Origin of the sequence: Streptomyces kunmingensis (genome assembly GCF_039533535.1) — a bacterium.
GTDB lineage: Bacteria > Actinomycetota > Actinomycetes > Streptomycetales > Streptomycetaceae > Streptomyces > Streptomyces kunmingensis.
On sequence record NZ_BAAATS010000030.1, the window covers coordinates 456814 to 478998 of the forward strand.

Here is a 22185-nt window from a genome sequence, read left to right on the forward strand (position 1 = left end):
AGGACATGAGCAGCGACGAGCCGCCCCAGCCTGCGCAACCCGGCCCCGCACCGGGGCCGGAGACCGAGCCCGCACCCGACACGAAGGGGACCAAGGCCAAGGGCAAGACCAAGGCCAAGGCCAAGCGTCCCAAGCGCAAGGGATGGCGGCGTCTGATCCCGACCTGGCGGATGCTGCTCGGCACGTTGATCGGTTTCGTCCTGCTCTGCATCGGCCTGTTCGCCCTCGGCTACTTCCTGGTGCACATCCCGCCCGCAAACCAGGCGGCGACCGCCCAGTCGAACGTGTTCCTGTACGCCGGCGGCACCCAGATCGCCCGCGACGGCGAGGTCAACCGGGAGAACGTGCAACTGGCCCAGGTCCCCAAGATCACGCAGCACGCGGTGCTCGCCGCCGAGGACCGCGACTTCTACAGCGAGTCCGCCATCGACCCGAAGGCGATGCTGCGCGCGGCCTGGAACACGGTCATCGGCAAGGGCAAGCAGTCCGGTTCGACGATCACCCAGCAGTACGTGAAGAACTACTACCTGGCCCAGGAGCAGACGGTCACCCGGAAGGTGAAGGAGTTCTTCATCTCCATCAAGCTCGACCGGGAGGAGTCCAAGGACGACATCCTGGAGGGATACCTCAACACGAGCTACTTCGGCCGCAACGCGTACGGGATCCAGGCCGCCGCCCAGGCGTACTACGGCGTCGACGTCGAGAAGCTGACAGCCGCTCAGAGCGCCTACCTCGCAGCCCTGTTGAACGCCCCGAGCGCGTACGACGTCGTCGCACACCCGGAGAACAAGGCACGCGCCGTGGCCCGCTGGAACTACGTCATGGACGGCATGGTCAAGGAGAAGTGGCTGAGCGCCGCCGACCGGGCCACGATGAAGTTCCCCGTCCCCGACGAGGCCAAGGGGGCCGCGGGCCTGTCCGGCCAGCGCGGCTACCTCGTCCAGGCCGTGAAGGACGCCATCACCAGCGGCGGCATCCTCGACGAGGACACCCTCGCCACCGGCGGCTACCGCATCACCACGACCCTGCAGAAGAAGAAGCAGGACGCGTTCGTGGACGCCGTCGACGACCAGCTGATGGCGCACATCGACAAGAAGACCCGCAAGGCCGACCGCAACGTCCGCGCGGGCGGCGCCGCCATCGACCCGGCCACCGGCAAGGTCCTCGCCATGTACGGCGGCATCGACTACACGAAGCAGTACGTCAACAACGCCACGCGCCGCGACTACCAGGTCGGCTCCACCTTCAAGCCGTTCGTGTTCACCTCCGCCGTGGAGAACGGCTCGACGACACAGGACGGCCGCGCCATCACCCCGGACACCGTCTACGACGGCACGAACAAGCGGCCCGTACAAGGCTGGAACGGCGGCTACTACGCCCCGGCGAACGAGGACGACGTCTCGTACGGCCCCATCACCGTGGGCACCGCCACCGACAAGTCCGTGAACGCGGTGTACGCCCAGATGGCCGTCGACGTGGGACCCGCCGAGGTGAAGCGGACCGCGATCGATCTGGGCCTGCCGGAGAACACCCCCGACCTCAACGCCTACCCCTCGATCGCGCTCGGACCGGCCACCGCCAGCGTCCTGGACATGACCGAGGCGTACGCCACGCTCGCCAACCACGGCCGGCACGGCACGTACACGCTCATCGCCTCCATCAGCAAGGACGGCACCGAACTCGACCTGCCCGAGCAGCGGGTCCGGCAGGCCGTCAGCCGCGAGTCCGCCGACACCACCACCTCCGTCCTGCGCTCCGTCGTCGACGGCGGCACCGGCACCGCCGCCCAGGCCGCGGGCCGCCCCGCCGCCGGCAAGACCGGCACCGCGGAGGAGGACCAGGCCGCCTGGTTCGCGGGCTACACCCCGGACCTGGCGACCGTCGTCTCCGTCATGGGCCAGGACCCGGAAACCGGCGCCCACACCTCGCTGTACGGCGCAGCGGGCCTGCCACGGGTGAACGGCGGCGGGTTCCCGGCCCAGATCTGGGCCCAGTTCACCAGGACGGCCCTCGCCGGTACCGAGGTCACCGACTTCGACCTCGAAGGGGATGTCAGCGAGCAGGCGCCGGTCCCCTCGACGACCCGGCCCTCGGCCACCGGCTCCGCGCCCACCTCACCCGACGAACCCGGCACCGACAGCCCCAGCACCAGCACCGGAACCGGCACGACCGGCAGCGGCACCGACGAGGGCCAGGACCAGGGCACGACGGAAGGAGACACGCAGAGCCCGACCCAGGGTCAGAGCGACGGCGGAACGACCACCGACGGCGGCGCGACGGACGGCGGCACCGTCGACGGCGGGACGGACAACGGCGGCACCGACACCGGCGGCGTCACCGGCGACGAGGGCGCCATCGACCCGTTCAATGGCCTGACGTCGCCTTCAGGCCGACGATGGCCACAAGCAGCAGAGCGATGAAGAAGATCCGCGCGGCGGTCGCCGGCTCACCGAGAACCAGCATCCCGACGATCGCCGCGCCCGCGGCCCCGATCCCCACCCATACGCCGTACGCCGTACCGATGGGCAGGGACTTGGCCGCGTAGGACAGCAGCACCATGCTGGCGACGATCCCCGCGCCGGTGAAGACGCTCGGCCACAGCCGGGTGAAGCCTTCGGTGTATTTCATGCCGATCGACCAGGCGACCTCGAGAAGTCCGGCGATCACGATCAGGATCCAGGCCATGACTGGCACCTCCGTCAGTGGTTCTCAACAGGGGTGCGTCGTCTTTTCCAGGTCCCGGTACGGCGCGTCTCGTCGGGGTCCCTCCAAGGTAGCAAAGGACACGCAAAAGGGCTGGTGACAACGGTCACCAGCCCTCGCTACGGAGTGTCCGGGGCGCTACAGGTACAGACCCGTCGAATCCTCCGAGCCCTCGAAACGGTCGGCGGCCACCGCGTGCAGATCCCGCTCGCGCATCAGCACGTACGCGACACCGCGCACCTCGACCTCCGCCCGGTCCTCCGGGTCGTACAGAACCCGGTCACCGGGCTCCACCGCCCGCACGTTCTGCCCGACCGCGACCACCTCGGCCCAGGCCAGGCGTTTGCCGACCGCCGCCGTCGCGGGGATCAGGATGCCGCCGCCGCTGCGCCGCTCGCCCTCCGCGGTGTCCTGCCGGACGAGCACGCGGTCGTGCAGCATGCGGATGGGCAACTTGTCGTCATGATCGTCGTGACGGTTCTTCTGGCTCACGGCGACGAACCTACCTGCCCCGCCGCCGTCCGGGCGCCCCCGGGTCAGCTCTTGCGCCGCCTGGAGGCCACCGTGAGCAGCCCGACGACACCGACCACGACGAGCGCGGCCGGCACGATCCGTCCGAGGCGCGGCGCGCCGTCCTCGTCCACGAACTGCCCCTTCACATCGGAGACGAGCCGGTTGGCACCGACGTACGCCCGTCCGAGGGTGTGATCGACGTTCGACGCGAGCTTGGCCTTCGCGTCGCCGACGATCGTCTTCGGGTGCACACGCACCCCGATCTCGTCGAGCGTCTCGGCCAAGGTCTCCCGGCGGCGCTTGATGTCCGCCTCGATCTGCGCCGACGTCCGCGTATCCGGCGAATCCGACGTGCTGGACGTGTCCGACACCGCGCTGCCTCCGTGGTCGCTTCGTATCCGCTCGCTGTCCTGCGTTACGGCTGAGGGACAGTCTGTCAGCTCAGGGCCGTCACCACCCCACGGCACCCCTATTACGCTCGTCCGGAGTCACGTGGAACCACCCACCCGCGAGGAGAACACGAGCGACATGAGCGAGCGACTGCAGCCCGGCGACACCGCCCCCGCCTTCACCCTGCCCGACGCCGACGGCAACGAGGTCTCCCTCGCCGACCACAAGGGCCGCAAGACGATCGTCTACTTCTACCCCGCCGCCCTTACCCCCGGTTGCACCAAGCAGGCCTGCGACTTCACCGACAACCTCGACCTGCTCGCGGCCGCCGGCTACGACGTCATCGGCGTCTCCCCCGACAAGCCGGCGAAGCTCGCCAAGTTCCGCGAGCAGGAGAACCTCAAGGTCACGCTGGTCGGCGACCCGGAGAAGAAGGTCCTGGAGGCGTACGGGGCCTTCGGCGAGAAGAAGCTGTACGGGAAGGTCGTCACCGGGGTCATCCGCTCCACGGTGGTCGTCGACGCGGACGGCGAGGTCGAGCACGCCTTCTACAACGTGAAGGCGACGGGCCACGTCGCGAAGATCATCAAGGACCTCGGTATCTGACGCGGTATCCGACCCGGCCGGCCGATCCGATCCGCGCGGGCATCCGGACAGCCCGCCCGGGTACCCACTCCAGCCCGCCCGGGTACCCCGCTTCACTGTGACGAAAGTCCCCTCTCCCGGGGACTTTCGTTTGCGAGCGCCATCATCGAGCAAGTGATCCCCTTGGAAGCGATGTATGTCCAGAGAAGGGATCGCCATGTCCACCGACACCGAGGAAGGGCTCCAGTCGCCCGACCCGGAGGCGGTCAAGCGTCACCGGGCGCTGTTCCGCGCCGTCAGACGGCGCAAGAACCCGCCCCTGCGCCGCACCGACATCACCGTCACCGATGACGCGGCGGTGAAGAGGGCGGTCAAGGCGGCCTCGCTCGGCAACGCCATGGAGTGGTTCGACTTCGGCATCTACTCCTACCTCGCGGTGACGATCGGCCACGTCTTCTTCCCGTCCGGGAACGACACGGTCCAGCTGATCTCGTCGTTCGCGACCTTCGCCGTGTCCTTCCTCGTCCGGCCGATCGGCGGCATGGTCTTCGGCCCGATGGGTGACAAGATCGGCCGCAAGAAGGTCCTGGCGATGACCATGATCCTGATGGCGGTAGGCACGTTCGCCATCGGTCTCATCCCCTCCTACGCCACGATCGGCTTCTGGGCGCCGGTCCTGCTGATCCTCTTCCGCCTCGTCCAGGGCTTCTCCACGGGCGGCGAGTACGGCGGCGCGTCGACCTTCATCGCCGAGTACGCGCCCGACAAGCGGCGCGGCTACTTCGGCAGCTTCCTGGAGTTCGGCACGCTCGCCGGATACGTCGGCGCGGCGGGCCTCGTCACGATCCTGACCTCCGTCCTCGGCAGCGACGGCATGGAGTCCTGGGGCTGGCGCGTCCCGTTCCTCGTCGCCGGCCCGATCGGCCTCGTCGGCCTCTACCTGCGACTGAAGCTGGACGAGACCCCGGCCTTCCAGAAGCTGGCGGACGAGTCGGCCCACAAGGCGACGGAGGCGGCCTCCACGGTCGAGACGACGGCCAAGGGAGACCTCGCCAAGATCTTCCGCGACTACTGGCCGACGCTGGTCCTCTGCATCTGCCTGGTCGGCGCGTACAACATCACCGACTACATGCTTCTCTCCTACATGCCGACCTACCTGTCGGACGAGATGGGCTACTCCGAGGCGCACGGCCTCCTCATCCTCATCGCGACGATGATCGTCCTGATGTGCATCATCAGCCAGGTCGGCAAGCTCTCCGACCACTTCGGCCGCAAGCCGCTGCTGATGGCGGGCATGCTCGGCTTCTTCGTCACCTCGATCCCCTCGTTCCTCCTGGTGAAGAACGGCGCCCTGTGGGCGGTCTCGCTCGGCATGCTGATGCTGGGCCTGTCCCTGGTCTGCCTGCTCGGCACCATGTCGGCGGCGCTCCCCGCGCTCTTCCCGACCCAGGTCCGCTACGGGTCCCTCTCGGTCGGCTACAACCTCTCCGCGTCGATCTTCGGCGGCACGACCCCGCTGGTCGTCACGGCCCTCATCTCGTGGACGGGCACCGACATGATGCCCGCGTACTACGCCATGGCGGCGGCCCTCGTCGGCGTCATCGCGGTCGCCTGCATGAAGGAAACGGCCCAGAAGCCCCTGGCCGGCTCCCCTCCCTCGGTGGAGACGCAGGAAGAAGCAGCAGAAATGGTGGAGTCCCAGGCCCCGGCCCCGAGGTTCTGACCCCCCTTCTCCTCTCACTCCTTTCCTGCATCTCCCTCCCCTCCCCTCCGCTTCCCGGATCGGACCGTTCCGCATTTCATGCGTGACGGTCCGATTTTCGGTTCGTTAGCCCGTACGAGAACGGAACTGGCGGTCGATCAGGGGGTCCGATGGCGGAGCAGAGGTACACGCGGGAGTTGCTGGAGGAGGCGGCTCGGAACGCGCGGACGTGGGATGAGGCGGTTCGGTGGTGTGGGGGTGAGCCGACGGTGGGGAGTCGGCGCTATCTGCGCCGAAAGATGGACGAGGCGTGCATCGACACGTCTCACTTCGCGGAGCCGCGCGTACGGCACACCAGAGAACGGCTGATCGCCGCCGTCGCGGAATCACGCAGCATCAACGACGTCGTACGCCACCTGGGCATCCATAACGTGGGCGGCAACCAGGCACACATCAGCCGCCGGATTGCAGTGCTCGGAATCGACATCTCGCACTTCGCACAGCCGGAACGACGCCCCAAGGGCACCCTCGGAAACCCGCTGTCCCTTCGCTCCCCGGCCGATGGGCGCGTACCCGGATCACGCCTCCGCCAGGAACTCCTACGGCTGCGTACGCCAGAGCAGTGCGCCGCATGCAAGCGCTCGAACTGGCAAGGGGAGCCGATCCCGCTGGAAGTTGATCACGTCAATGGCGAGTGGTGGGACAACCGGCGGGAGAACCTGCGCCTGCTGTGCCCGAACTGCCATGCCACGACAGACACCTACCGCGGCCGGAAGCGGAGGAAGGCGTGAACAAATACCCGCGCACGCTCCTCGCCGAGACCGCGGCCACCTCCACCAGCCTGGTCGACCTCATGCGCCGGATCGGTGCCCCCATGGGCAGCAAACCCCGTCGCTACCTCCGGAACCGACTCGCCCATTGCGGCATCGATACATCTCACTTCCAGGACGAGCCGCTGCCCGAACGTCCCAAGCGGTCGTACTCCAAGGAGGTCCTGACCGAAGCGGCGGCCTGCTCCACCAGCATTCGCGACATGTTCCTGCACATGGGCATCCCTCCGGAGGACGGTCCGTACGAGCACGTGAAGCGGCGCCTGAAGCGGTTCGCCATCGACACCACCCACTTCGTTCCGCCACGAGCGCCCGCCGATCGCGGGTTCTTTCCAGAGGTGGAGTTCACGCGGGCCGTGGCCGCGTCACACGGCCTGGCGGATCTGATGCGACGCCTGGGCCTGCCGCCGTTCAACGAGGCGGCCCGCGCCAAGGCGCGGCGCAGTATCGACGAGTACGGCCTGTCGACCGAGCACTTCACCGGCCAGGGCCACTGCGTGGGGGTCCCATCGCCGAAACGCAAGACCGCTCAGGACGTCCTCGTACGCCTCCCGGCAGGCTCCTAGCCAACCCGCACCGCCCTGCTCCGGCGCGCCCTCGACGAGGTCGGAGTCCCGCACGTATGCGCCAGGTGCGGAGTGGGCGACCTCTGGGAAGGGAAGCGGCTGGTGCTGGAGGTCGACCACATCAACGCCGACCGTTTGGACAACCGGCCTGAGAACCTGCGCTATCTGTGCCCAAACTGCCATGCACTGACCAGAACTTGGTGCCGTGGCAGTACGCACGCTCCCCTGCGGGACGGCGCCCCGTAGACTGACGATGCGGGCCCGACCAAGAAGGGCGAATGTCCGCTTTGTTGCGGTTGTGGCGGAATTTGGCAGACGCCCGGGCTTTAGGTGCCCGTGGGAGAAATCCCGTGAGGGTTCGAGTCCCTCCAGCCGCACTTGGAAGGGCGCTCCCACCGGGAGCGCCCTTCGTCGTACGTGGCCGCACCTCAGCCCACCAGCTCCCGCACCACCGGCACCAGCGCCCGGAACGCCTTCCCCCGGTGGGAGATCGCGTTCTTCTCGGCCGATGACAGCTCGGCGCATGTGCGGGTGTCGCCCTCGACCTGGAGGATCGGGTCGTAGCCGAAGCCGCCCGTGCCCGCGGGCGCGTGCCGCAGGACGCCGCGGAGCTGGCCCTCGACCACGCGCTCCGTGCCGTCGGGCAGCGCCAGCGCCGCGGCGCACGCGAAGTGGGCCGTGCGGTGGCGGTCCTCGTCGATGTCGCCGAGCTGGGCCAGGAGAAGGTCCAGGTTCGCCTTGTCGTCGCCGTGGCGGCCGGCCCAGCGCGCGGAGAAGATGCCGGGCGCGCCGCCGAGGACGTCGACGCAGAGGCCGGAGTCGTCGGCGACGGCGGGCAGGCCGGTGGCCTTGGCGAGGGCGTGGGCCTTGAGGAGGGCGTTCTCGGCGAAGGTGACGCCGGTCTCCCGGACGTCGGGGATGTCGGGGTAGGCGTCCGCGCCGACGAGGTCGTGGGGCAGACCTGCGTCGGCGAGGATGGAGCGGAGTTCGACGATCTTGCCGTTGTTACGGGTGGCGAGGATGAGGCGGGTCATGCCTCCAGTATTCACGCCCTCGCCGGAGCCCCCGTTACGGCGTGCAGACCTTGGTCAGTTCGCCCGCCGCGTCGGTGACGGGGGTGACGTCGGGGGTCTCGTCGCCGTTCTTGATGGCCGTACGGACGTTGTCCACGGCCGTGTTGAGGTCGCCGACCGCCTTGGACACGTCGGCGTTGTCGGTCTTGTCGCCGATCTTGTCGAGGTTCTTGTCGATGGAGGCGAGGGCCTCGTCCGCCTGGCCCGGATCGTTCGCCGCGTTCTCGACGGCCTGCTGGAGGTCGGTGACGCTGTCGGCGATGGCGTCGGCGGTCTGGACGCAGTCGAGGGCCTTGTCGACGGCGGAGCAGCCGACGACGGCCGGGACGGCGGTCAGTGCGACGGCTGCCGCGAGTACGGCGATACGGCGGTGGCGGCGCGCGGCCATGGAACGGTCCTCCCCTGAAGTACGGACGGGCGGGCGGCGGTTGCTTGCGCGTGCCGTCCACCCATCCGTAGTGACGCAGGCGGTGGCCTGGTGGTTGCCACCGCACTTGGGGAGTTCTTTACCCGGCTCCCGCTTTTAAGAGCGCACCCTTTTAGGAGAGCGCGTCCTCAAGTGCCTTGCGCTGCGCGGCGGCCAGCTCGTCGCAGCCCGAAACGGCGAGGTCCAGGATGGAGTTGAGCTCGGCGCGGTCGAACGGCTCGGCCTCGGCGGTGCCCTGGATCTCGACGAAGCGGCTGTCGCCGGTGCAGACGACGTTCATGTCGGTGTCGGCCCGCACGTCCTCCTCGTAGCAGAGGTCGAGGAGCGGTACGCCGCCGACGATGCCGACGGAGACGGCGCTGACCGTGCCGGTGAGGGGCTTGCGGCCGGCTTTGATCAGCTTCTTGCCCTGGGCCCAGGCGATGGCGTCGGCGAGGGCCACGTACGCGCCGGTGATGGCGGCGGTGCGGGTGCCGCCGTCGGCCTGGAGGACGTCGCAGTCGAGGACGATGGTGTTCTCGCCGAGCGCCTTGTAGTCGATGACGGCGCGCAGCGAGCGGCCGATGAGGCGGCTGATCTCGTGGGTGCGGCCGCCGATCTTGCCGCGGACGGCTTCGCGGTCGCCGCGGGTGTTGGTGGAGCGGGGCAGCATCGAGTACTCGGCGGTGACCCAGCCCTCGCCGCTGCCCTTGCGCCAGCGGGGGACGCCCTCGGTGAAGGAGGCGGTGCAGAAGACTTTGGTGTCGCCGAAGGAGACGAGTACGGAGCCTTCGGCGTGCTTGCTCCAGCCGCGTTCGATGGTGATCGGGCGGAGCTGTTCGGGCGTGCGGCCGTCGATGCGAGACATGGGTCCGAGCCTATCCGGAGCGCGCGAGGGCGATGTACCCGTGCGGGGCGTAGCGCCTGCGGCGCGTAGAACCCGGAGCTGGCGAGCCTGGCGACGGGATGGCCCGAGAAGACCGGAGGCCGGGAAGAGCGGGGGCCGAGAAGACCGGAGCCCGAGAAGACCGGAGCCCGAGAAGACCGGAGGCCGGGAAGAGCGGGGGCCGAGAAGACCGGAGGCTGGGAAGGCCGGAGGCCGGGAAGAGCGGAGGCCGGGAAGGCCGACAGCCCAGAGAACGCAGAAGGCCGCCTGCCCCGGTTGCCAGGGCGGCGGCCTTCTCAGAGGCGTCGGCTCACATCAAGTCTTCGATGTCGGCGGCGATGGGGTCCGCGTCGGTGCCGATGACGACCTGGATGGCGGTGCCCATCTTCACGACGCCGTGGGCGCCGGCGGCCTTCAGGGCGGCCTCGTCGACCAGCGCCGGGTCCTTGACCTCGGTGCGCAGGCGGGTGATGCAGCCCTCGACCTCTTCGATGTTGTCGATGCCGCCGAGCCCGGCAACGATCTTCTCAGCCTTGGTGGCCATTTCGTTCTCCCTGTTGTTCCCTGGCCCGCCGTGTGGGCCGCTTTGTCACGGTAACCCACGGTTGGCCCATCTTCGCGAGCGGTGACACCACCCGTGACGAAAGATGACGAGCAATGACCGGCACGTGGACCGAACCGTCCCGCGACTGGTCTACACCAGTTTCCAACGACCGCCAAACGAGGCTTGTTCCGGAGGACGCCCATGAGCGCGAACGCTGCCGCGACACCTCGGCAGAGCCCCTGGGGGAACTTCTTCCAGGGGCTTCAGAAGATGGGGCGCAGCCTTCAGCTGCCCATCGCCGTGCTTCCCGCGGCGGGCATCGTCAACCGTCTCGGCCAGCCCGACGTCTTCGGCGACGACGGTCTCGGCTGGACGAACGTGGCGAAGGTCTTCGCGGGCGCGGGCGGCGCGTTGCTCGACGCCGACCTCGGTCTGCCGCTGCTGTTCTGTATCGGTGTCGCGATCGGTATGGCGAAGAAGGCCGACGGGTCGACGGCGCTCGCGGCGGTGGCCGGGTTCCTCGTCTACCGGGGTGTGCTGCACGCGTTCCCCATGGACTGTGCCGACGGGGCCAAGGCCGTGGTGGTGGGCTGTCAGGCGGCGGACAACACGGTCTCCGCCTTCGAGTTCCAGAACCCGGGTGTCTTCGGCGGCATCATCATGGGCTTCCTGGCGTCGTTCTTCTGGGTCCGCTACCACCGGACGAAGCTGGTGTCCTGGCTCGGCTTCTTCAACGGCCGCCGGCTCGTCCCGATCATCATGGCGTTCGTCGGCATCGTCTTCGCGGTGGTGTGCCTGTGGATCTGGCCGCCGATCGGTGACGGCCTGGAGCACTTCTCCAACTGGCTGCAGGATCTGGGTGCCATCGGGTCGGGCATCTTCGGTGTCGCCAACCGGGCGCTGCTGGTGATCGGGCTGCACCAGTTCCTGAACGTGCCGCTGTGGTTCCAGTTCGGCTCGTACACCAAGCCGGACGGTACGACCGTGCACGGTGACATCAACATGTTCCTGAGCGGGGACCCGAGCGCCGGTATCTACCAGACCGGCTTCTTCCCGATCATGATGTTCGCCCTGCCCGCGGCGTGCCTCGCGATGTACCACTGCGCGCGGCCGGAGCGGCGCAAGGCGGTCGGCGGCATGATGCTGTCGCTGGCGCTGACGTCGTTCGTCACGGGGATCACCGAGCCGATCGAGTACTCCTTCGTCTTCATCGCGCCGGCGCTGTACGCGGTCCACGCGGTGCTGACCGGTGTCTCGATGGCGGTGACGTGGGGGCTGGGCGTCAAGGACGGGTTCAGTTTCTCGGCCGGGCTCATCGACTACCTGATCAACTGGAGCCTGGCGACGAAGCCCTGGATGATCATTCCGATCGGGCTGTGTTTCGCCGTCGTCTATTACGCGGTCTTCCGGTTCGCGATCACGAAGTTCGATCTGAAGACGCCGGGGCGCGAGCCCGAGGACGAGATCGAGGACGTCACCAAGTAGGCCCAAGCACTCCGCCGCGCCCCTCGTATTCGAAGGTGCGTCGGCCCGAAGGGCCCCTGGACCACAGGTCCGGGGGCCCTTCGGCACGTATGAGCCGAAGCGGACGCATATGTTCCACACCACAGATTCCGCGGGTTCCTTATCTCGCCTTCACCGTGCTACAACAGGTCTACACCACTGGGTGGTGTAGACCACGCGTGCGTCTGAGCCGCGTTTCCGAGACGCCGCCGTCCCCCCCTTATCTCCAGGCGGCGCCTGCCTACTGGAGGAAGTTGTGTCCACGGCTAGTGCCGCGCCCGCGGCCGACAAGAAGAAGAAGGGCGCCGGCGCGATGGCTGTCATGCAGCGCATCGGCCGCAGCCTCATGCTGCCGGTCGCCGTGCTGCCCGCAGGCGCGCTGCTCGTCCGCCTCGGCAATGACGACATGCTCGGCCGCGACTCGTTCCCCGCGTTCGTGACGAAGATCGCGAGCTTCATGGCGGCCGGCGGCAACGCGATCCTCGACAACATGGCGCTGCTGTTCGCCGTGGGCATCGCGATCGGCTTCGCCAAGAAGTCGGACGGCTCCACCGCCCTCGCGGCCGTGACCGGCTACCTGGTCTTCAAGAACGTGCTGGCCACGTTCACCGACAAGAACCTGCCGAAGGTGGCCACGGCCGTCGACGGCAAGGTCGTCATGGTCGATGCCCCGGTGGACGCCAAGGTCCTCGGCGGTGTCGTGATGGGCATAGTCGTCGCCCTGCTGTACCAGAAGTTCTACCGGACCAAGCTGCCCGCCTGGGCGGGCTTCTTCGGCGGCCGCCGTCTCGTGCCGATCCTCTCCGCCTTCGCGGGCCTGATCCTCGGCATCGTCTTCGGCTACATCTGGCCGATCCTCGGCACGGGCCTGCACAACTTCGGTGAGTGGCTGGTCGGTTCGGGCGCCGTGGGCGCGGGCATCTTCGGTGTCGCCAACCGTGCGCTGATCCCGGTCGGCATGCACCACCTACTCAACTCCTTCCCGTGGTTCCAGGCGGGCTCGTACGAGGGCAAGAGCGGCGACATCAACCGCTTCCTGGCCGGTGACCCGACCGCCGGACAGTTCATGACCGGCTTCTTCCCGATCATGATGTTCGCGCTGCCCGCGGCCTGCCTCGCGATCGTGCACTGCGCCCGCCCCGAGCGCCGCAAGGTCGTCGGCGGCATGATGTTCTCCCTCGCGGCCACCGCGTTCGTCACGGGCGTGACCGAGCCGATCGAGTTCACGTTCATGTTCATCGCGCCGGTCCTGTACGCGATCCACGCGGTCCTCACCGGTGTCTCGATGGCCCTGACCTGGGCCCTCGGCATGAAGGACGGTTTCGGCTTCTCGGCCGGCGCGGTCGACTTCTTCCTCAACCTGGGCATCGCGTCCAAGCCGTGGATGCTGGTCCTGGTCGGCCTCTGCTTCGCCGTCCTCTACTACGTGATCTTCCGGTTCGCGATCACCAAGTTCAACCTGCCGACGCCGGGCCGCGAGTCCGACGAGGAGCTGGCCGAACTGCTGAAGGCCGAGGGCAAGTAGCCCCGTAGCGTTCGCACGTACGGCGAAGGCCCCGACGACCACACCGGTCGCCGGGGCCTTCGCCGTGTCACACCGGCAGGCTCAGAGTTCGTACGTCGCTCCGGCCACGGCCAGCTCGACCGGGCCGTCGTACACGTCCCGCGCGTCCGCCAGGTTCACCTGCGGATCCGTCCACGGCGGGATGTGCGTGAGGACCAGCTTGCGGGCGCCGGCGCGCTGCGCCGCGTCACCCGCCTCGCGCCCGTTCAGGTGCAGCGCCGGGATGTTCTCCTTGCCGTGCGTGAACGCCGCCTCGCACAGGAACAGATCGCTGTCCGCGGCCAGTTCGTCCAGCGCGGCGCACGGCCCGGTGTCACCGGAGTACGTCAGGGTGCGGCCGCCGTGCTCGATGCGGATCGCGTACGACTCGACGGGGTGGCAGACCTTCTCCATGCGGACGGAGAAGGGCCCGATGTCGTACGAGCCCGGCTTCACGGTGTGGAAGTCGAAGACCTCGCTGAAGGCGGAGGCCGAGGGGGTGTCGGCGTGCGCGGTGGTCAGCCGCTGTTCGGTGCCCTCGGGTCCGTAGACCGGGATGGGCTCGCAACGGCCGCCGTCGTGGCGGTAGTAGCGGACGACGAAGTACGCGCACATGTCGATGCAGTGATCCGCGTGCAGATGACTGAGGAAGATCGCGTCGAGGTCGTAGAGACCGCAGTGGCGCTGCAGCTCGCCGAGGGCGCCATTGCCCATGTCGAGAAGCAGCCGGAAGCCGTCGGCCTCGACGAGGTAGCTCGAACAGGCCGAATCCGCGGACGGGAACGACCCCGAGCAGCCGACGACGGTGAGCTTCATAAGAGCCGGAACCTCCGCGCTGGCGGTCGGGAAGCGGGTGGGGAGCGGGACTGAGGGGTCCGTCGAGCGTAAGGCGCAAAAGGGCCGGTCGCTCCTCCGTCGCGGGCCGTTGTGGGCGAACTCACCTGCGCTGTCACCGGTTCGGGGGTGCTCGCCCGGTGCGGCGGCCCGCGCGCCTCACCGGTACCGTCTCAGGCATGGACACGTCCTGGTGGCTCGCGCTCGCGGCCGTCGTGCTGCTCGCGCTGATCGCGACGCTCGTGGATGGGTGGGGGCGGGGTTCGCGGCGGCTCCGGCTGCGCTCCACGTCCTCGGGGGTGCCCGGGGGGCCTCGGCCGGGCGAGATCTGGTGGGCGCTCGTGCCCTACGAGGACGGGCCCGGCGGGAAGGACCGGCCCTGCCTGGTCCTGTCACTGCGCGGGCGGACGGCCCTGGTCGCGAAGATCACCAGTCGGCATCACGAGGAGCGACCCGGGGTGATCGCGTTGCCGCCCGGCACGGTCGGCGATGCGCGGGGGCGGGCCAGCTTCCTGGAGACGGACGAGCTGCGGGAGGTGCCGGTACGGGACTTTCGGCGGCGGGCGGGTGTGGTCGATCCGGCGCTGTGGGATCAGGTGCGGCACCTGGGGTAGCGCTGCCCCGTAGGGGCGAGGCCGCGGGGCTCTGCCCCGGACCCCGCTCCTCAATCGCCGGAGGGGCTGATCCCGCTGCTGGTCAGGCCCACAACTGGCCGTGCAGGACCTCGATCGCCTCTTCTGTTGTCGCGGCCGTGTAGACGCCCGTCGACAGGTACTTCCAGCCGCCGTCGGCGACGACGAAGACGATGTCGGCCGGCTCCCCGGCCTTGAGCGCCTTCTTGCCGACGCCGATCGCGGCGTGCAGTGCGGCGCCCGTGGAGACGCCCGCGAAGATGCCCTCCTGCTGGAGGAGTTCACGGGTGCGGGTCACCGCGTCGGCCGAGCCGACGGAGAAGCGGGTGGTGAGGACGGAGGCGTCGTACAGCTCGGGGACGAAGCCCTCGTCGAGGTTGCGCAGCCCGTACACGAGGTCGTCGTAGCGCGGCTCGGCCGCGACGATCTTGATGTCGGGCTTCTGCTCGCGCAGGAAGCGGCCGACGCCCATGAGGGTGCCGGTGGTGCCGAGGCCCGCCACGAAGTGGGTGACCGAGGGGAGGTCCGCCAGGATCTCCGGGCCGGTCGTGGCGTAGTGCGCGCCCGCGTTGTCCGGGTTGCCGTACTGGTAGAGCATCACCCAGTCCGGGTGCTGCTCGGCCAGTTCCTTGGCGATGCGCACGGCCGTGTTGGAGCCGCCCGCGGCGGGCGAGGGGATGATCTCCGCGCCCCACATCGCGAGCAGGTCGCGCCGCTCCTGCGAGGTGTTCTCCGGCATGACGCAGACGATGCGGTAGCCCTTGAGGCGGGCGGCCATCGCCAGCGAGATGCCGGTGTTGCCCGAGGTGGGTTCGAGAATGGTGCAGCCGGGGGTGAGCCGGCCGTCCTTCTCGGCCTGCTCGATCATGTGGAGCGCGGGGCGGTCCTTGACCGAGCCGGTCGGGTTGCGGTCTTCCAGCTTCGCCCAGATCCGGACATCGTCGGAGGGCGAGAGCCGCGGCAGGCGCACCAGAGGGGTGTTGCCCACCGCGGCCAGCGGACTGTCGTAACGCATACGTCGCTACGTCCGGCTCAGCGCATGCCGCCGGCGACGGCCGGCAGGATCGTGACGTTGTCGCCGTCGGTGAGCTTGGTGTCGATGCCGTCGAGGAAGCGGACGTCCTCGTCGTTCAGGTACACGTTCACGAAGCGGCGCAGCTGGCCCCCGTCCACGATGCGGGCGGCGATGCCCGTGTGCCGGGTGTCCAGGTCGGTGAACAGCTCGGCGAGGTTGTCCCCGCTGCCCTCGACGGCCTTGGCGCCGTCGGTGTAGGTGCGGAGGATGGTCGGGATGCGGACCTCGATGGCCATGCTGGTGCTCCTGTCAGGAGTCGGAAGTCGTGTGGGTGGGCGCACGGCGGCGCCCTGTACCGGCGGTCGGCCGTACGCAGGAGTGCGGTTCAGCGCGGACAGATGGCGCTGGCGAGGCGGCACAGGTCGACGTGCAGCCGCGCCACGAGCAGCGTGCCCGGCGTCTTTTCGCTCACGTCGTGGGAAACCATGGGCTCATCGTAACGATTCCCGGTCGGGATCCCCGAGTGTGATCTCAGCATGCGGTCGAAATCCGTCCGGTGGGCGAGACCACGGCGGGATCAGGCCGTGACCTCGACGTCCTCCTCGGTCACCTGGCCCTCGACGATGCGGTAGGAGCGGAACTGGAAGGGGCCCGCGTCGTCGGTGTCGGCGGTGGAGACCAGGACGTAGTGGGCGCCCGGTTCGTTGGCGTAGGTGATGTCGGTGCGGGACGGGTAGGCCTCGGTGGCCGTGTGGGAGTGGTAGATGATCACCGGCTCCTCGTCGCGGTCGTCCAGGTCGCGGTAGAGCTTGAGCAGGTCGCCGGAGTCGAACTCGTAGAACGTGGGCGAGCGGGCGGCGTTCAGCATGGGGATGAAGCGCTCGGGGCGGCCCTCGCCCGCCGGGCCGGCGACGACGCCGCACGCCTCGTCGGGGTGGTCGGCGCGGGCGTGGGCCACGATCTGGTCGTACAGGGCCTGGGAAATCGTCAGCATGCGGCCAGGATAAGCAGGCGGGCCGCCCCGTACCGGAGTGCGGTACGAGGCGGCCCGGCTGGTGAGACGGTGCCTGGTGGGCGACGGTTACGAACGCTTGGCGAACGCGGCGCTCTGCGGGTTGCGCTTGCGCAGGAAGAAGTACGAGACACCGAGGACGGCGCCCCACACCGGGGCCGCGTACAGGGACACCCGGGCGTCCTTGTCGATGCCCATGAGCACGATCACCATGGCGATGAACGCGAGGGAGAAGCCGCTGGCCCAGATGCCGCCCGGGGCGCGGAACTCGGACTTGGGGAGCAGGCCGCGGTCGGACTTCAGGCGGTAGCGGATCTGGCAGATCAGGATGACGATCCAGGCCCACATGCCGGAGATGGTGGCGAAGGAAACGACGTAGTTGAACGCCTCACCGGGCCACTGGTAGTTGATCCAGACGCCGACGAGCATCATCGCGGCGGAGACCGTCGTGCCGATGAGCGGGAGGCCGTTCTTCGTCAGCTTGGTGAAGAAGGACGGGCCCTGGCCGTTGAGGGCGAGGTCGCGCAGCATGCGGCCGGTGGAGTACATGCCCGAGTTGCAGGACGACAGGGCGGCGGTGAGGACGACGAAGTTGACGATGCCGGCGCCCGCGGCGAGGCCCATCTTCTCGAAGGCGGCGACGAAGGGGCTGACGCCGGGCTGGAAGTTGGTCCACGGCACGACCGAGAGGATCATGATGAGGGCGCCGACGTAGAAGACGGCGATGCGCCACGGCACGGTGTTGATGGCCTTGGGCAGGACCTTCTTCGGGTCCTTGGACTCGCCGGCGGTGACGCCGACCAGCTCGACGGCGAGGAAGGCGAACATGACCATCTGGAGGGTCATGAGGGTGTTGCCGATGCCGTGCGGGAAGAAGCCGCCCTGGTCCCACAGGTGGGTCACGGAGGCGGTGTCTCCGGCGTCGGAGAAGCCGAGGGTGAGGATGCCGGCGCAGATCAGGATCATGCCGATGATGGCGGTGACCTTGACCATGGAGAACCAGAACTCCAGCTCACCGAAGAGCTTCACGGAGATCAGGTTGGCGCCGTAGAGGATGACGGTGAAGACGAGGGCCGACACCCATTGGGGGATGTCCCACCAGTACGTCATGTAGGTGGCGGCCGCGGTCACCTCGGTCATGCCGGTGATGACCCAGAAGAGCCAGTAGGTCCAGCCGGTCACGAAGCCCGCGAAGGGGCCGATGAACTCGCGCGCGTACTCCGAGAAGGAGCCGGAGACGGGCCGGTACATGAGGAGCTCGCCGAGCGCCCGCATGATGAAGAAGATGACGAGGCCCGCGATGGCGTAGGCGAGGATCAGGCTGGGGCCCGCCTTGGAGATGCCCTTGCCCGCGCCGAGGAAGAGGCCGGTCCCGATGGCGCCGCCGATGGCGATCATCTGGATCTGGCGGGAGCCGAGGCCCCGCTTGTAGCCCTCGCCGCCCTCGGCCGGGTCGCTCACGGCCTCATTGCCGGCGTTGTGCTTGTCGACCTGCACTGAGGTCATGATGCTGCGCCTTTCTCCATGCCGATCCGTGCCGTTGGTGGCTCGGATCGACTGTGACGATCCTTGGGGGCTGGGCCCCTGGATGGATGGAGCTGTGCCTGCCGGCGGTCGGCCGACAAGGGCGCCCCCGGCGGACAGGGGTGGCGTCCGTCAGGTGGTCGTGAAGATTTATCACGGCGTTCACGATGCTCGGGCCCGGCACGTGTGACGCGTGCCACTGGAAAAGGTGGACAAAAGTTGTTCGCAACCGCAATGAGGGTCGCGCCGGTGACGCGATCGTTATGCGGATTTGAGGACCCGCTGAGCGAACGCGCTTTCCTGCGCCCACCCGGCAGGCCGTCCACTTCATCCGCACATGTCAGGGCATAAGGGTTTCGACGAGGGTCTCCTGCAGCCCGCCCAGCCACAGGTACGCCATCACCATCGGTTTGCGCGGGTCCTCGTCCGGGAGCCGGTAGAGGAGGTCGGTGTCCTCCTCGTCGGTGATGTCGAGGCGGGTGCCGATGGCCAGACGCAGGTCGTTGAGGGCCCGCATCCACCGGACCGACTCGTCCGGGGCGAGCTTGAGGACCGCGCCGCCGCCCCCGCCCGGGCTGAGGGAGTCCAGCGAGCGGACCACGGCGAGGGCGTCCTCGCGCTTGCCGGCCCGCAGGTCGTTCTCGGTGAAGCGGCGGAACTCGGAGGAGTACGCGCGCAGCTCGTCGGCGTCCGCGCCGCTGTCGGCCGCCGGGCCGCCGTACGCGTCCGGGAGCAGCCGGCGCAGCACGGCGTCGGTGGGCGGTTCGCTGGGGCCCTCGGCGAAGAGTTCGGCGAGCGGGTCGTCCGAGATCTCGCCGCCGGGGCCGGGCCCGATCAGCTCCAGGAGCTGCACGGCGAGCGAGCGGATGATGGAGATCTCGACGTCGTCGAGGGCGACGGCCGCGCCGCCGCCGGGGATCGGCTCGAAGTGCCCGGGCATCAGAACGCCGTACCCCTCACGTACTTCGTCAGCACTTCTCTACTTCCGATCCTGTTGCAGCGTGGCCCACAGGCCGTATCCGTGCATGGCCTGGACGTCCCGCTCCATCTCCTCGCGACTGCCGGAGGAGACCACCGCGCGGCCCTTGTGATGGACGTCCATCATGAGCTTCGTGGCCTTCTCCTTGGAGTACCCGAAGTAGCTCTGGAAGACGTACGTCACGTAACTCATCAGGTTGACCGGGTCGTTGTGGACGAGCGTGATCCAGGGGACGTCCGGCTCGGGGACCACGGAGAGATCCTCCGTCGTCTCGGGGCTTTCGATCTCAAGGGGTGCTGGAGCCGTCACACGGCCCATGCTGCCACCACCGGGCGTCAACCGCACAAACGGGCCGCTCGCGCCGTTCGCACAAACGGACCCCAGAAATCGTCACCTTGACGCTAATAGGGGGTAGCATCCAGCCTATGAACACAGCGGACCTTGGCCTGCCGGTGGACGTTCCGTCGACAGCGCTCTTCACCGATCACTACGAGCTGACGATGCTGCAGGCCGCCCTGCACGGGGGCGCGGCCGACCGCCACTCGGTCTTCGAGGTCTTCACCCGCCGGCTGCCCGAGGGCCGCCGCTACGGCGTCGTCGCGGGCACCGGGCGCGTCCTGGACGCCGTGGAGAACTTCCGCTTCGACGCGGACGTCCTCAACTTCCTGCGCGCGCGGAACGTCGTCGACGAGCCGACGCTCCAGTGGCTGGCGCAGTATCGGTTCTCCGGGGACATCTGGGGCTACCCCGAGGGCGAGGTGTACTTCGCCGGCTCGCCGGTCCTGCGCGTCGAGGGCTCGTTCGCCGAGTGCGTGCTCCTGGAGACCGTGATCCTCTCCATCCTCAACCACGATTCGGCCATCGCCGCCGCCGCCTCCCGGATGGCGTCCGCCGCCGGGGACCGGCCGCTGATCGAGATGGGCGCGCGGCGCACGCACGAGCTGGCCGCCGTCGCCGCCTCGCGCGCCGCGTACGTGGGCGGCTTCGCCACGACGTCGGACCTGGCCGCCGGGTTCCGCTACGACATCCCGACCGTCGGCACCAGCGCCCACGCCTTCACGCTGCTGCACGACTCCGAGCGCGACGCATTCCGCGCCCAGGTCGACTCCCTCGGTGAGGGGACGACGCTGCTCGTGGACACGTACGACGTGCAGGAAGCGGTCCGCACGGCCGTCGAGATCGCGGGGCCGGAACTCGGCGCGGTCCGGATCGACTCCGGCGACCTGCTGCTCGTCGCTCACCGGGTGCGCAAGGAGCTCGACGAGCTCGGCGCGAAGGACACCAAGATCGTGGTCACCTCCGACCTCGACGAGTACGCCATCGCCTCGCTGGCCGCCGCGCCCGTGGACGCGTACGGCGTCGGTACGCAGCTGGTGACCGGCTCCGGGCACCCGACCTGCTCGATGGTCTACAAGCTCGTCGCGCGCGCCGATTCCGCCGACCCGAAGGCGCCGCTGGTGCCCGTCGCTAAGAAATCCGCGGGCGGCAAGACGTCCATCGGCGGGCGCAAGTGGGCCGCGCGCCGGCTCGACCGGGACGGCGCCGCCGAGGCCGAGGTCGTGGGCGTCGGCCCGGTGCCGGACGAGCTGGCCGACCGGCAGCTCCTCGTCCAGCTGGTCAAGGGCGGCGAGGTGCTGTCCCGCGAACCGCTGGACGCGGTGCGCGAGCGGCACATCGCGGCGCGCGACGCGCTGCCGCTGTCGGCGACCCAGCTGTCCCGGGGCGAGGCGGTCATCCCCACCGAGTACGTGTGACCCCGCTCTGTGCGATCGGGCGCCCCCGGGTGCCCTCTCCCGCTCAGCACTTGAAGCTTCTACGCTCGTAGTCTCGAGCCGAATCCGGCCATTCAGTGAGGACCCAGCCATGCGCCGCGCCCTGATCGTCGTAGACGTGCAGAACGATTTCTGCGAGGGCGGCAGCCTCGCGGTGGCAGGGGGTGCCGATGTCGCTGCCGCGGTCACCGACCTCGTCGGACAGACCGCCGGCACCGGGTACCAGCACATCGTCGCCACCCGCGACCACCACATCGAGCCCGGGGAGCACTTCGCCGTGCCGCCCCAGTCCCCCGACTACGAGCACAGCTGGCCCGTGCACTGCGTCGCCGGGACGGAGGGCGTGGGGTTCCACCCGAACTTCGCGCCCGTGGTCGCCTCCGGGGCGGTCGACGCCGTCTTCGACAAGGGGGCGTACTCGGCCGCCTACAGCGGGTTCGAGGGGGCCGACGAGAACGGGGTGTCGTTGGCGGAGTGGTTGCGGGCCCGGGACATCTCCGAGGTGGATGTGGTCGGGATCGCTACGGATCACTGTGTGCGGGCCACCGCGGTGGACTCCGTCCGGGCCGGGTTTCGTACGCAGGTGCTGCTCGATCTGACCGCGGGGGTCGCTGTCGCTACGACTGAGGCTGCGGTGGAGGCCATGCGGGCTGCGGGGGTTGAGCTCAGCGGGAAGCCGGTTGTGGCCTAGGTTGCGGGGCTCTGCCCCGGACCCCGCTCCTCAAACGCCGGAGGGGCTGGATTGGATGCCGGAGGGGCTGGATTGGATGCCGGAGGGGCTGGATCAGACGCCGGAGGGGCTGATCCGGCCAGGTCGTAGCAGCGCTCTTATCGGGTGCCAGAGCTCGCCCGTCGACGCGTCCGGGGCCTCGCGCCACAGGAGGCCGTCGGGGTGATGCAGGACCGCTGTGATCTCGTCGGGGGTCGGCGGGTGGGCGTTGCCGCGGAGGTAGACCGCGCGCAGGCCCAGATTGCGCAGGCGGGTCAGGGCCCTGGCCCGGTTCACGGCGTGCACGAGGACGCGGACCGGGCGCTCGCCGGAGCCCGGCGCGGGCAGCGTCAGCGCGACCACGACACTGCCGCCGGGCAGCTTGCAGAACCCTCCTGCGGACACGACGGTCACACCCCTCTGAGACATGGTGTCAATAAGGAACTCACAGGACGCACTCAAAC

Annotated in this window: 27 protein-coding genes, 1 tRNA gene and 1 riboswitch; of the genes, 12 read left to right on the forward strand and 16 right to left on the reverse strand. The window is 68.9% G+C overall.

Annotated features, from left to right (window positions below; all coding sequences use genetic code 11):
* Window positions 1-5: 5 nt before the first annotated feature.
* Window positions 6-2420: a transglycosylase domain-containing protein gene (locus ABD366_RS35395; RefSeq protein WP_324770097.1), complete on the forward strand. Its 2415-nt coding sequence runs from the start codon at window positions 6-8 to the stop codon at window positions 2418-2420.
* Here the strand turns inward: ABD366_RS35395 and sugE are convergent.
* From sugE to ABD366_RS35410, 3 genes are all read right to left on the reverse strand, one after another.
* Window positions 2365-2685, reverse strand: a complete 321-nt coding sequence (gene sugE, locus ABD366_RS35400) for a quaternary ammonium compound efflux SMR transporter SugE (protein ID WP_324770096.1) — start codon at window positions 2683-2685, stop codon at window positions 2365-2367. The genes ABD366_RS35395 and sugE overlap by 56 nt on opposite strands.
* Window positions 2686-2717: 32 nt before the next feature.
* Window positions 2718-2788, reverse strand: a riboswitch (guanidine-III (ykkC-III) riboswitch).
* A gap of 53 nt (window positions 2789-2841) precedes the next feature.
* On the reverse strand, window positions 2842-3144 hold the full coding sequence (locus tag ABD366_RS35405) for a GroES family chaperonin (RefSeq protein WP_411293736.1): 303 nt from the start codon (window positions 3142-3144) through the stop codon (window positions 2842-2844).
* Window positions 3145-3239: 95 nt separating this feature from the next.
* Window positions 3240-3587: a DUF3618 domain-containing protein gene (locus ABD366_RS35410; RefSeq protein WP_324770094.1), complete on the reverse strand. Its 348-nt coding sequence runs from the start codon at window positions 3585-3587 to the stop codon at window positions 3240-3242.
* A gap of 157 nt (window positions 3588-3744) precedes the next feature.
* Between ABD366_RS35410 and bcp the strand changes: the two genes are divergently transcribed.
* The 6 genes from bcp (at window position 3745) to ABD366_RS35440 (ending at window position 7666) form a co-directional block, all read left to right on the forward strand.
* The gene (gene bcp, locus ABD366_RS35415) at window positions 3745-4212 is read left to right on the forward strand and encodes a thioredoxin-dependent thiol peroxidase (protein ID WP_324770093.1); all 468 of its coding nucleotides are present in this window, start codon (window positions 3745-3747) and stop codon (window positions 4210-4212) included.
* 175 nt (window positions 4213-4387) lie between these two features.
* Window positions 4388-5914, forward strand: coding sequence for a glycine betaine/L-proline transporter ProP (gene proP, locus ABD366_RS35420; RefSeq protein ID WP_411293732.1), 1527 nt, complete (start codon window positions 4388-4390; stop codon window positions 5912-5914).
* A 149-nt stretch (window positions 5915-6063) separates the two neighbouring features.
* The gene (locus ABD366_RS35425) at window positions 6064-6684 is read left to right on the forward strand and encodes an HNH endonuclease (protein ID WP_324770090.1); all 621 of its coding nucleotides are present in this window, start codon (window positions 6064-6066) and stop codon (window positions 6682-6684) included.
* Window positions 6681-7289, forward strand: coding sequence for an HNH endonuclease (locus ABD366_RS35430; protein ID WP_324770089.1), 609 nt, complete (start codon window positions 6681-6683; stop codon window positions 7287-7289). The genes ABD366_RS35425 and ABD366_RS35430 overlap by 4 nt, the downstream gene beginning before the upstream one ends.
* A 15-nt stretch (window positions 7290-7304) precedes the next feature.
* On the forward strand, window positions 7305-7535 hold the full coding sequence (locus tag ABD366_RS35435; protein ID WP_324770153.1) for an HNH endonuclease signature motif containing protein: 231 nt from the start codon (window positions 7305-7307) through the stop codon (window positions 7533-7535).
* A 46-nt stretch (window positions 7536-7581) separates the two neighbouring features.
* Window positions 7582-7666 (forward strand) — tRNA-Leu (locus ABD366_RS35440).
* A gap of 51 nt (window positions 7667-7717) precedes the next feature.
* Here the strand turns inward: ABD366_RS35440 and rdgB are convergent.
* From rdgB to ABD366_RS35460, 4 genes are all read right to left on the reverse strand, one after another.
* Window positions 7718-8323, reverse strand: a complete 606-nt coding sequence (gene rdgB, locus ABD366_RS35445; RefSeq protein ID WP_324770088.1) for an RdgB/HAM1 family non-canonical purine NTP pyrophosphatase — start codon at window positions 8321-8323, stop codon at window positions 7718-7720.
* A 34-nt stretch (window positions 8324-8357) separates the two neighbouring features.
* Window positions 8358-8750: a TrbJ/VirB5 family protein gene (locus tag ABD366_RS35450; protein ID WP_324770087.1), complete on the reverse strand. Its 393-nt coding sequence runs from the start codon at window positions 8748-8750 to the stop codon at window positions 8358-8360.
* A gap of 151 nt (window positions 8751-8901) precedes the next feature.
* Window positions 8902-9636, reverse strand: coding sequence for a ribonuclease PH (rph, locus tag ABD366_RS35455; protein WP_324770085.1), 735 nt, complete (start codon window positions 9634-9636; stop codon window positions 8902-8904).
* A gap of 328 nt (window positions 9637-9964) precedes the next feature.
* A complete protein-coding gene (locus tag ABD366_RS35460) occupies window positions 9965-10198 on the reverse strand; it encodes a PTS sugar transporter subunit IIB (protein WP_019056711.1) in 234 nt (77 codons plus the stop codon).
* Window positions 10199-10399: 201 nt separating this feature from the next.
* Here ABD366_RS35460 and ABD366_RS35465 point away from each other — a divergent pair, with 201 nt between their 5' ends.
* Both ABD366_RS35465 and ABD366_RS35470 read left to right on the forward strand, forming a co-directional pair.
* Complete coding sequence (locus ABD366_RS35465) at window positions 10400-11683, forward strand: PTS transporter subunit EIIC (RefSeq protein WP_324770084.1); 1284 nt, start codon at window positions 10400-10402, stop codon at window positions 11681-11683.
* 274 nt (window positions 11684-11957) lie between these two features.
* Window positions 11958-13226, forward strand: a complete 1269-nt coding sequence (locus ABD366_RS35470; protein ID WP_324770083.1) for a PTS transporter subunit EIIC — start codon at window positions 11958-11960, stop codon at window positions 13224-13226.
* Between the two features lie 81 nt (window positions 13227-13307).
* On the opposite strand, the gene ABD366_RS35475 is transcribed toward ABD366_RS35470, so the two are convergent.
* A complete protein-coding gene (locus ABD366_RS35475; RefSeq protein ID WP_324770082.1) occupies window positions 13308-14060 on the reverse strand; it encodes an MBL fold metallo-hydrolase in 753 nt (250 codons plus the stop codon).
* A 197-nt stretch (window positions 14061-14257) separates the two neighbouring features.
* Between ABD366_RS35475 and ABD366_RS35480 the strand changes: the two genes are divergently transcribed.
* Window positions 14258-14692, forward strand: coding sequence for a type II toxin-antitoxin system PemK/MazF family toxin (locus ABD366_RS35480; RefSeq protein WP_324770080.1), 435 nt, complete (start codon window positions 14258-14260; stop codon window positions 14690-14692).
* Window positions 14693-14774: 82 nt separating this feature from the next.
* Here the strand turns inward: ABD366_RS35480 and ABD366_RS35485 are convergent, their stop codons facing one another.
* The 7 genes from ABD366_RS35485 to clpS form a co-directional block, all read right to left on the reverse strand.
* Complete coding sequence (locus tag ABD366_RS35485) at window positions 14775-15725, reverse strand: PLP-dependent cysteine synthase family protein (RefSeq protein WP_324770079.1); 951 nt, start codon at window positions 15723-15725, stop codon at window positions 14775-14777.
* A 17-nt stretch (window positions 15726-15742) separates the two neighbouring features.
* Window positions 15743-16021 carry a MoaD/ThiS family protein gene (locus tag ABD366_RS35490; RefSeq protein ID WP_324770078.1) on the reverse strand — a complete coding sequence of 93 codons (279 nt, stop codon included), beginning with the start codon at window positions 16019-16021 and terminating at the stop codon, window positions 15743-15745.
* Window positions 16022-16110: 89 nt separating this feature from the next.
* Window positions 16111-16212, reverse strand: coding sequence for a putative leader peptide (locus ABD366_RS35495; protein WP_018531834.1), 102 nt, complete (start codon window positions 16210-16212; stop codon window positions 16111-16113).
* Between the two features lie 90 nt (window positions 16213-16302).
* Window positions 16303-16719: a M67 family metallopeptidase gene (locus ABD366_RS35500; RefSeq protein WP_324770077.1), complete on the reverse strand. Its 417-nt coding sequence runs from the start codon at window positions 16717-16719 to the stop codon at window positions 16303-16305.
* Between the two features lie 87 nt (window positions 16720-16806).
* Window positions 16807-18243: an amino acid permease gene (locus ABD366_RS35505; RefSeq protein ID WP_324770075.1), complete on the reverse strand. Its 1437-nt coding sequence runs from the start codon at window positions 18241-18243 to the stop codon at window positions 16807-16809.
* 358 nt (window positions 18244-18601) lie between these two features.
* Window positions 18602-19201, reverse strand: a complete 600-nt coding sequence (locus tag ABD366_RS35510) for a DUF2017 domain-containing protein (RefSeq protein ID WP_324770073.1) — start codon at window positions 19199-19201, stop codon at window positions 18602-18604.
* Window positions 19202-19240: 39 nt separating this feature from the next.
* Window positions 19241-19558, reverse strand: a complete 318-nt coding sequence (gene clpS / locus ABD366_RS35515) for an ATP-dependent Clp protease adapter ClpS (protein ID WP_324770072.1) — start codon at window positions 19556-19558, stop codon at window positions 19241-19243.
* Window positions 19559-19665: 107 nt separating this feature from the next.
* On the opposite strand from clpS, the gene ABD366_RS35520 reads away from it, so the two are divergent.
* Together ABD366_RS35520 and ABD366_RS35525 are read left to right on the forward strand one after the other, a co-directional pair.
* Complete coding sequence (locus tag ABD366_RS35520) at window positions 19666-20994, forward strand: nicotinate phosphoribosyltransferase (protein ID WP_324770071.1); 1329 nt, start codon at window positions 19666-19668, stop codon at window positions 20992-20994.
* A gap of 109 nt (window positions 20995-21103) precedes the next feature.
* The gene (locus ABD366_RS35525) at window positions 21104-21703 is read left to right on the forward strand and encodes an isochorismatase family protein (RefSeq protein ID WP_324770070.1); all 600 of its coding nucleotides are present in this window, start codon (window positions 21104-21106) and stop codon (window positions 21701-21703) included.
* 93 nt (window positions 21704-21796) lie between these two features.
* Here the strand turns inward: ABD366_RS35525 and ABD366_RS35530 are convergent, their stop codons facing one another.
* Entirely contained in the window at window positions 21797-22126 is a 330-nt protein-coding gene (locus ABD366_RS35530; protein ID WP_324770069.1) for a hypothetical protein, read from the reverse strand.
* Window positions 22127-22185 lie beyond the last annotated feature (59 nt).

What these genes read in the sequence shown, in the direction of transcription:
- ABD366_RS35395 (WP_324770097.1), top strand. Translation starts at nt 6, where the DNA reads ATGAGCAGCGACGAGCCGCCCCAGCCTGCGCAACCCGGCCCCGCACCG.
- sugE (WP_324770096.1), bottom strand. Translation starts at nt 2,685, where the DNA reads ATGGCCTGGATCCTGATCGTGATCGCCGGACTTCTCGAGGTCGCCTGG.
- ABD366_RS35405 (WP_411293736.1), bottom strand. Translation starts at nt 3,144, where the DNA reads ATGCTGCACGACCGCGTGCTCGTCCGGCAGGACACCGCGGAGGGCGAG.
- bcp (WP_324770093.1), top strand. Translation starts at nt 3,745, where the DNA reads ATGAGCGAGCGACTGCAGCCCGGCGACACCGCCCCCGCCTTCACCCTG.
- proP (WP_411293732.1), top strand. Translation starts at nt 4,388, where the DNA reads ATGTCCAGAGAAGGGATCGCCATGTCCACCGACACCGAGGAAGGGCTC.
- ABD366_RS35425 (WP_324770090.1), top strand. Translation starts at nt 6,064, where the DNA reads ATGGCGGAGCAGAGGTACACGCGGGAGTTGCTGGAGGAGGCGGCTCGG.
- rdgB (WP_324770088.1), bottom strand. Translation starts at nt 8,323, where the DNA reads ATGACCCGCCTCATCCTCGCCACCCGTAACAACGGCAAGATCGTCGAA.
- ABD366_RS35450 (WP_324770087.1), bottom strand. Translation starts at nt 8,750, where the DNA reads ATGGCCGCGCGCCGCCACCGCCGTATCGCCGTACTCGCGGCAGCCGTC.
- rph (WP_324770085.1), bottom strand. Translation starts at nt 9,636, where the DNA reads ATGTCTCGCATCGACGGCCGCACGCCCGAACAGCTCCGCCCGATCACC.
- ABD366_RS35460 (WP_019056711.1), bottom strand. Translation starts at nt 10,198, where the DNA reads ATGGCCACCAAGGCTGAGAAGATCGTTGCCGGGCTCGGCGGCATCGAC.
- ABD366_RS35465 (WP_324770084.1), top strand. Translation starts at nt 10,400, where the DNA reads ATGAGCGCGAACGCTGCCGCGACACCTCGGCAGAGCCCCTGGGGGAAC.
- ABD366_RS35475 (WP_324770082.1), bottom strand. Translation starts at nt 14,060, where the DNA reads ATGAAGCTCACCGTCGTCGGCTGCTCGGGGTCGTTCCCGTCCGCGGAT.
- ABD366_RS35480 (WP_324770080.1), top strand. Translation starts at nt 14,258, where the DNA reads ATGGACACGTCCTGGTGGCTCGCGCTCGCGGCCGTCGTGCTGCTCGCG.
- ABD366_RS35485 (WP_324770079.1), bottom strand. Translation starts at nt 15,725, where the DNA reads ATGCGTTACGACAGTCCGCTGGCCGCGGTGGGCAACACCCCTCTGGTG.
- ABD366_RS35490 (WP_324770078.1), bottom strand. Translation starts at nt 16,021, where the DNA reads ATGGCCATCGAGGTCCGCATCCCGACCATCCTCCGCACCTACACCGAC.
- ABD366_RS35495 (WP_018531834.1), bottom strand. Translation starts at nt 16,212, where the DNA reads ATGGTTTCCCACGACGTGAGCGAAAAGACGCCGGGCACGCTGCTCGTG.
- ABD366_RS35500 (WP_324770077.1), bottom strand. Translation starts at nt 16,719, where the DNA reads ATGCTGACGATTTCCCAGGCCCTGTACGACCAGATCGTGGCCCACGCC.
- ABD366_RS35505 (WP_324770075.1), bottom strand. Translation starts at nt 18,243, where the DNA reads ATGACCTCAGTGCAGGTCGACAAGCACAACGCCGGCAATGAGGCCGTG.
- ABD366_RS35510 (WP_324770073.1), bottom strand. Translation starts at nt 19,201, where the DNA reads ATGCCCGGGCACTTCGAGCCGATCCCCGGCGGCGGCGCGGCCGTCGCC.
- clpS (WP_324770072.1), bottom strand. Translation starts at nt 19,558, where the DNA reads ATGGGCCGTGTGACGGCTCCAGCACCCCTTGAGATCGAAAGCCCCGAG.
- ABD366_RS35520 (WP_324770071.1), top strand. Translation starts at nt 19,666, where the DNA reads ATGAACACAGCGGACCTTGGCCTGCCGGTGGACGTTCCGTCGACAGCG.
- ABD366_RS35525 (WP_324770070.1), top strand. Translation starts at nt 21,104, where the DNA reads ATGCGCCGCGCCCTGATCGTCGTAGACGTGCAGAACGATTTCTGCGAG.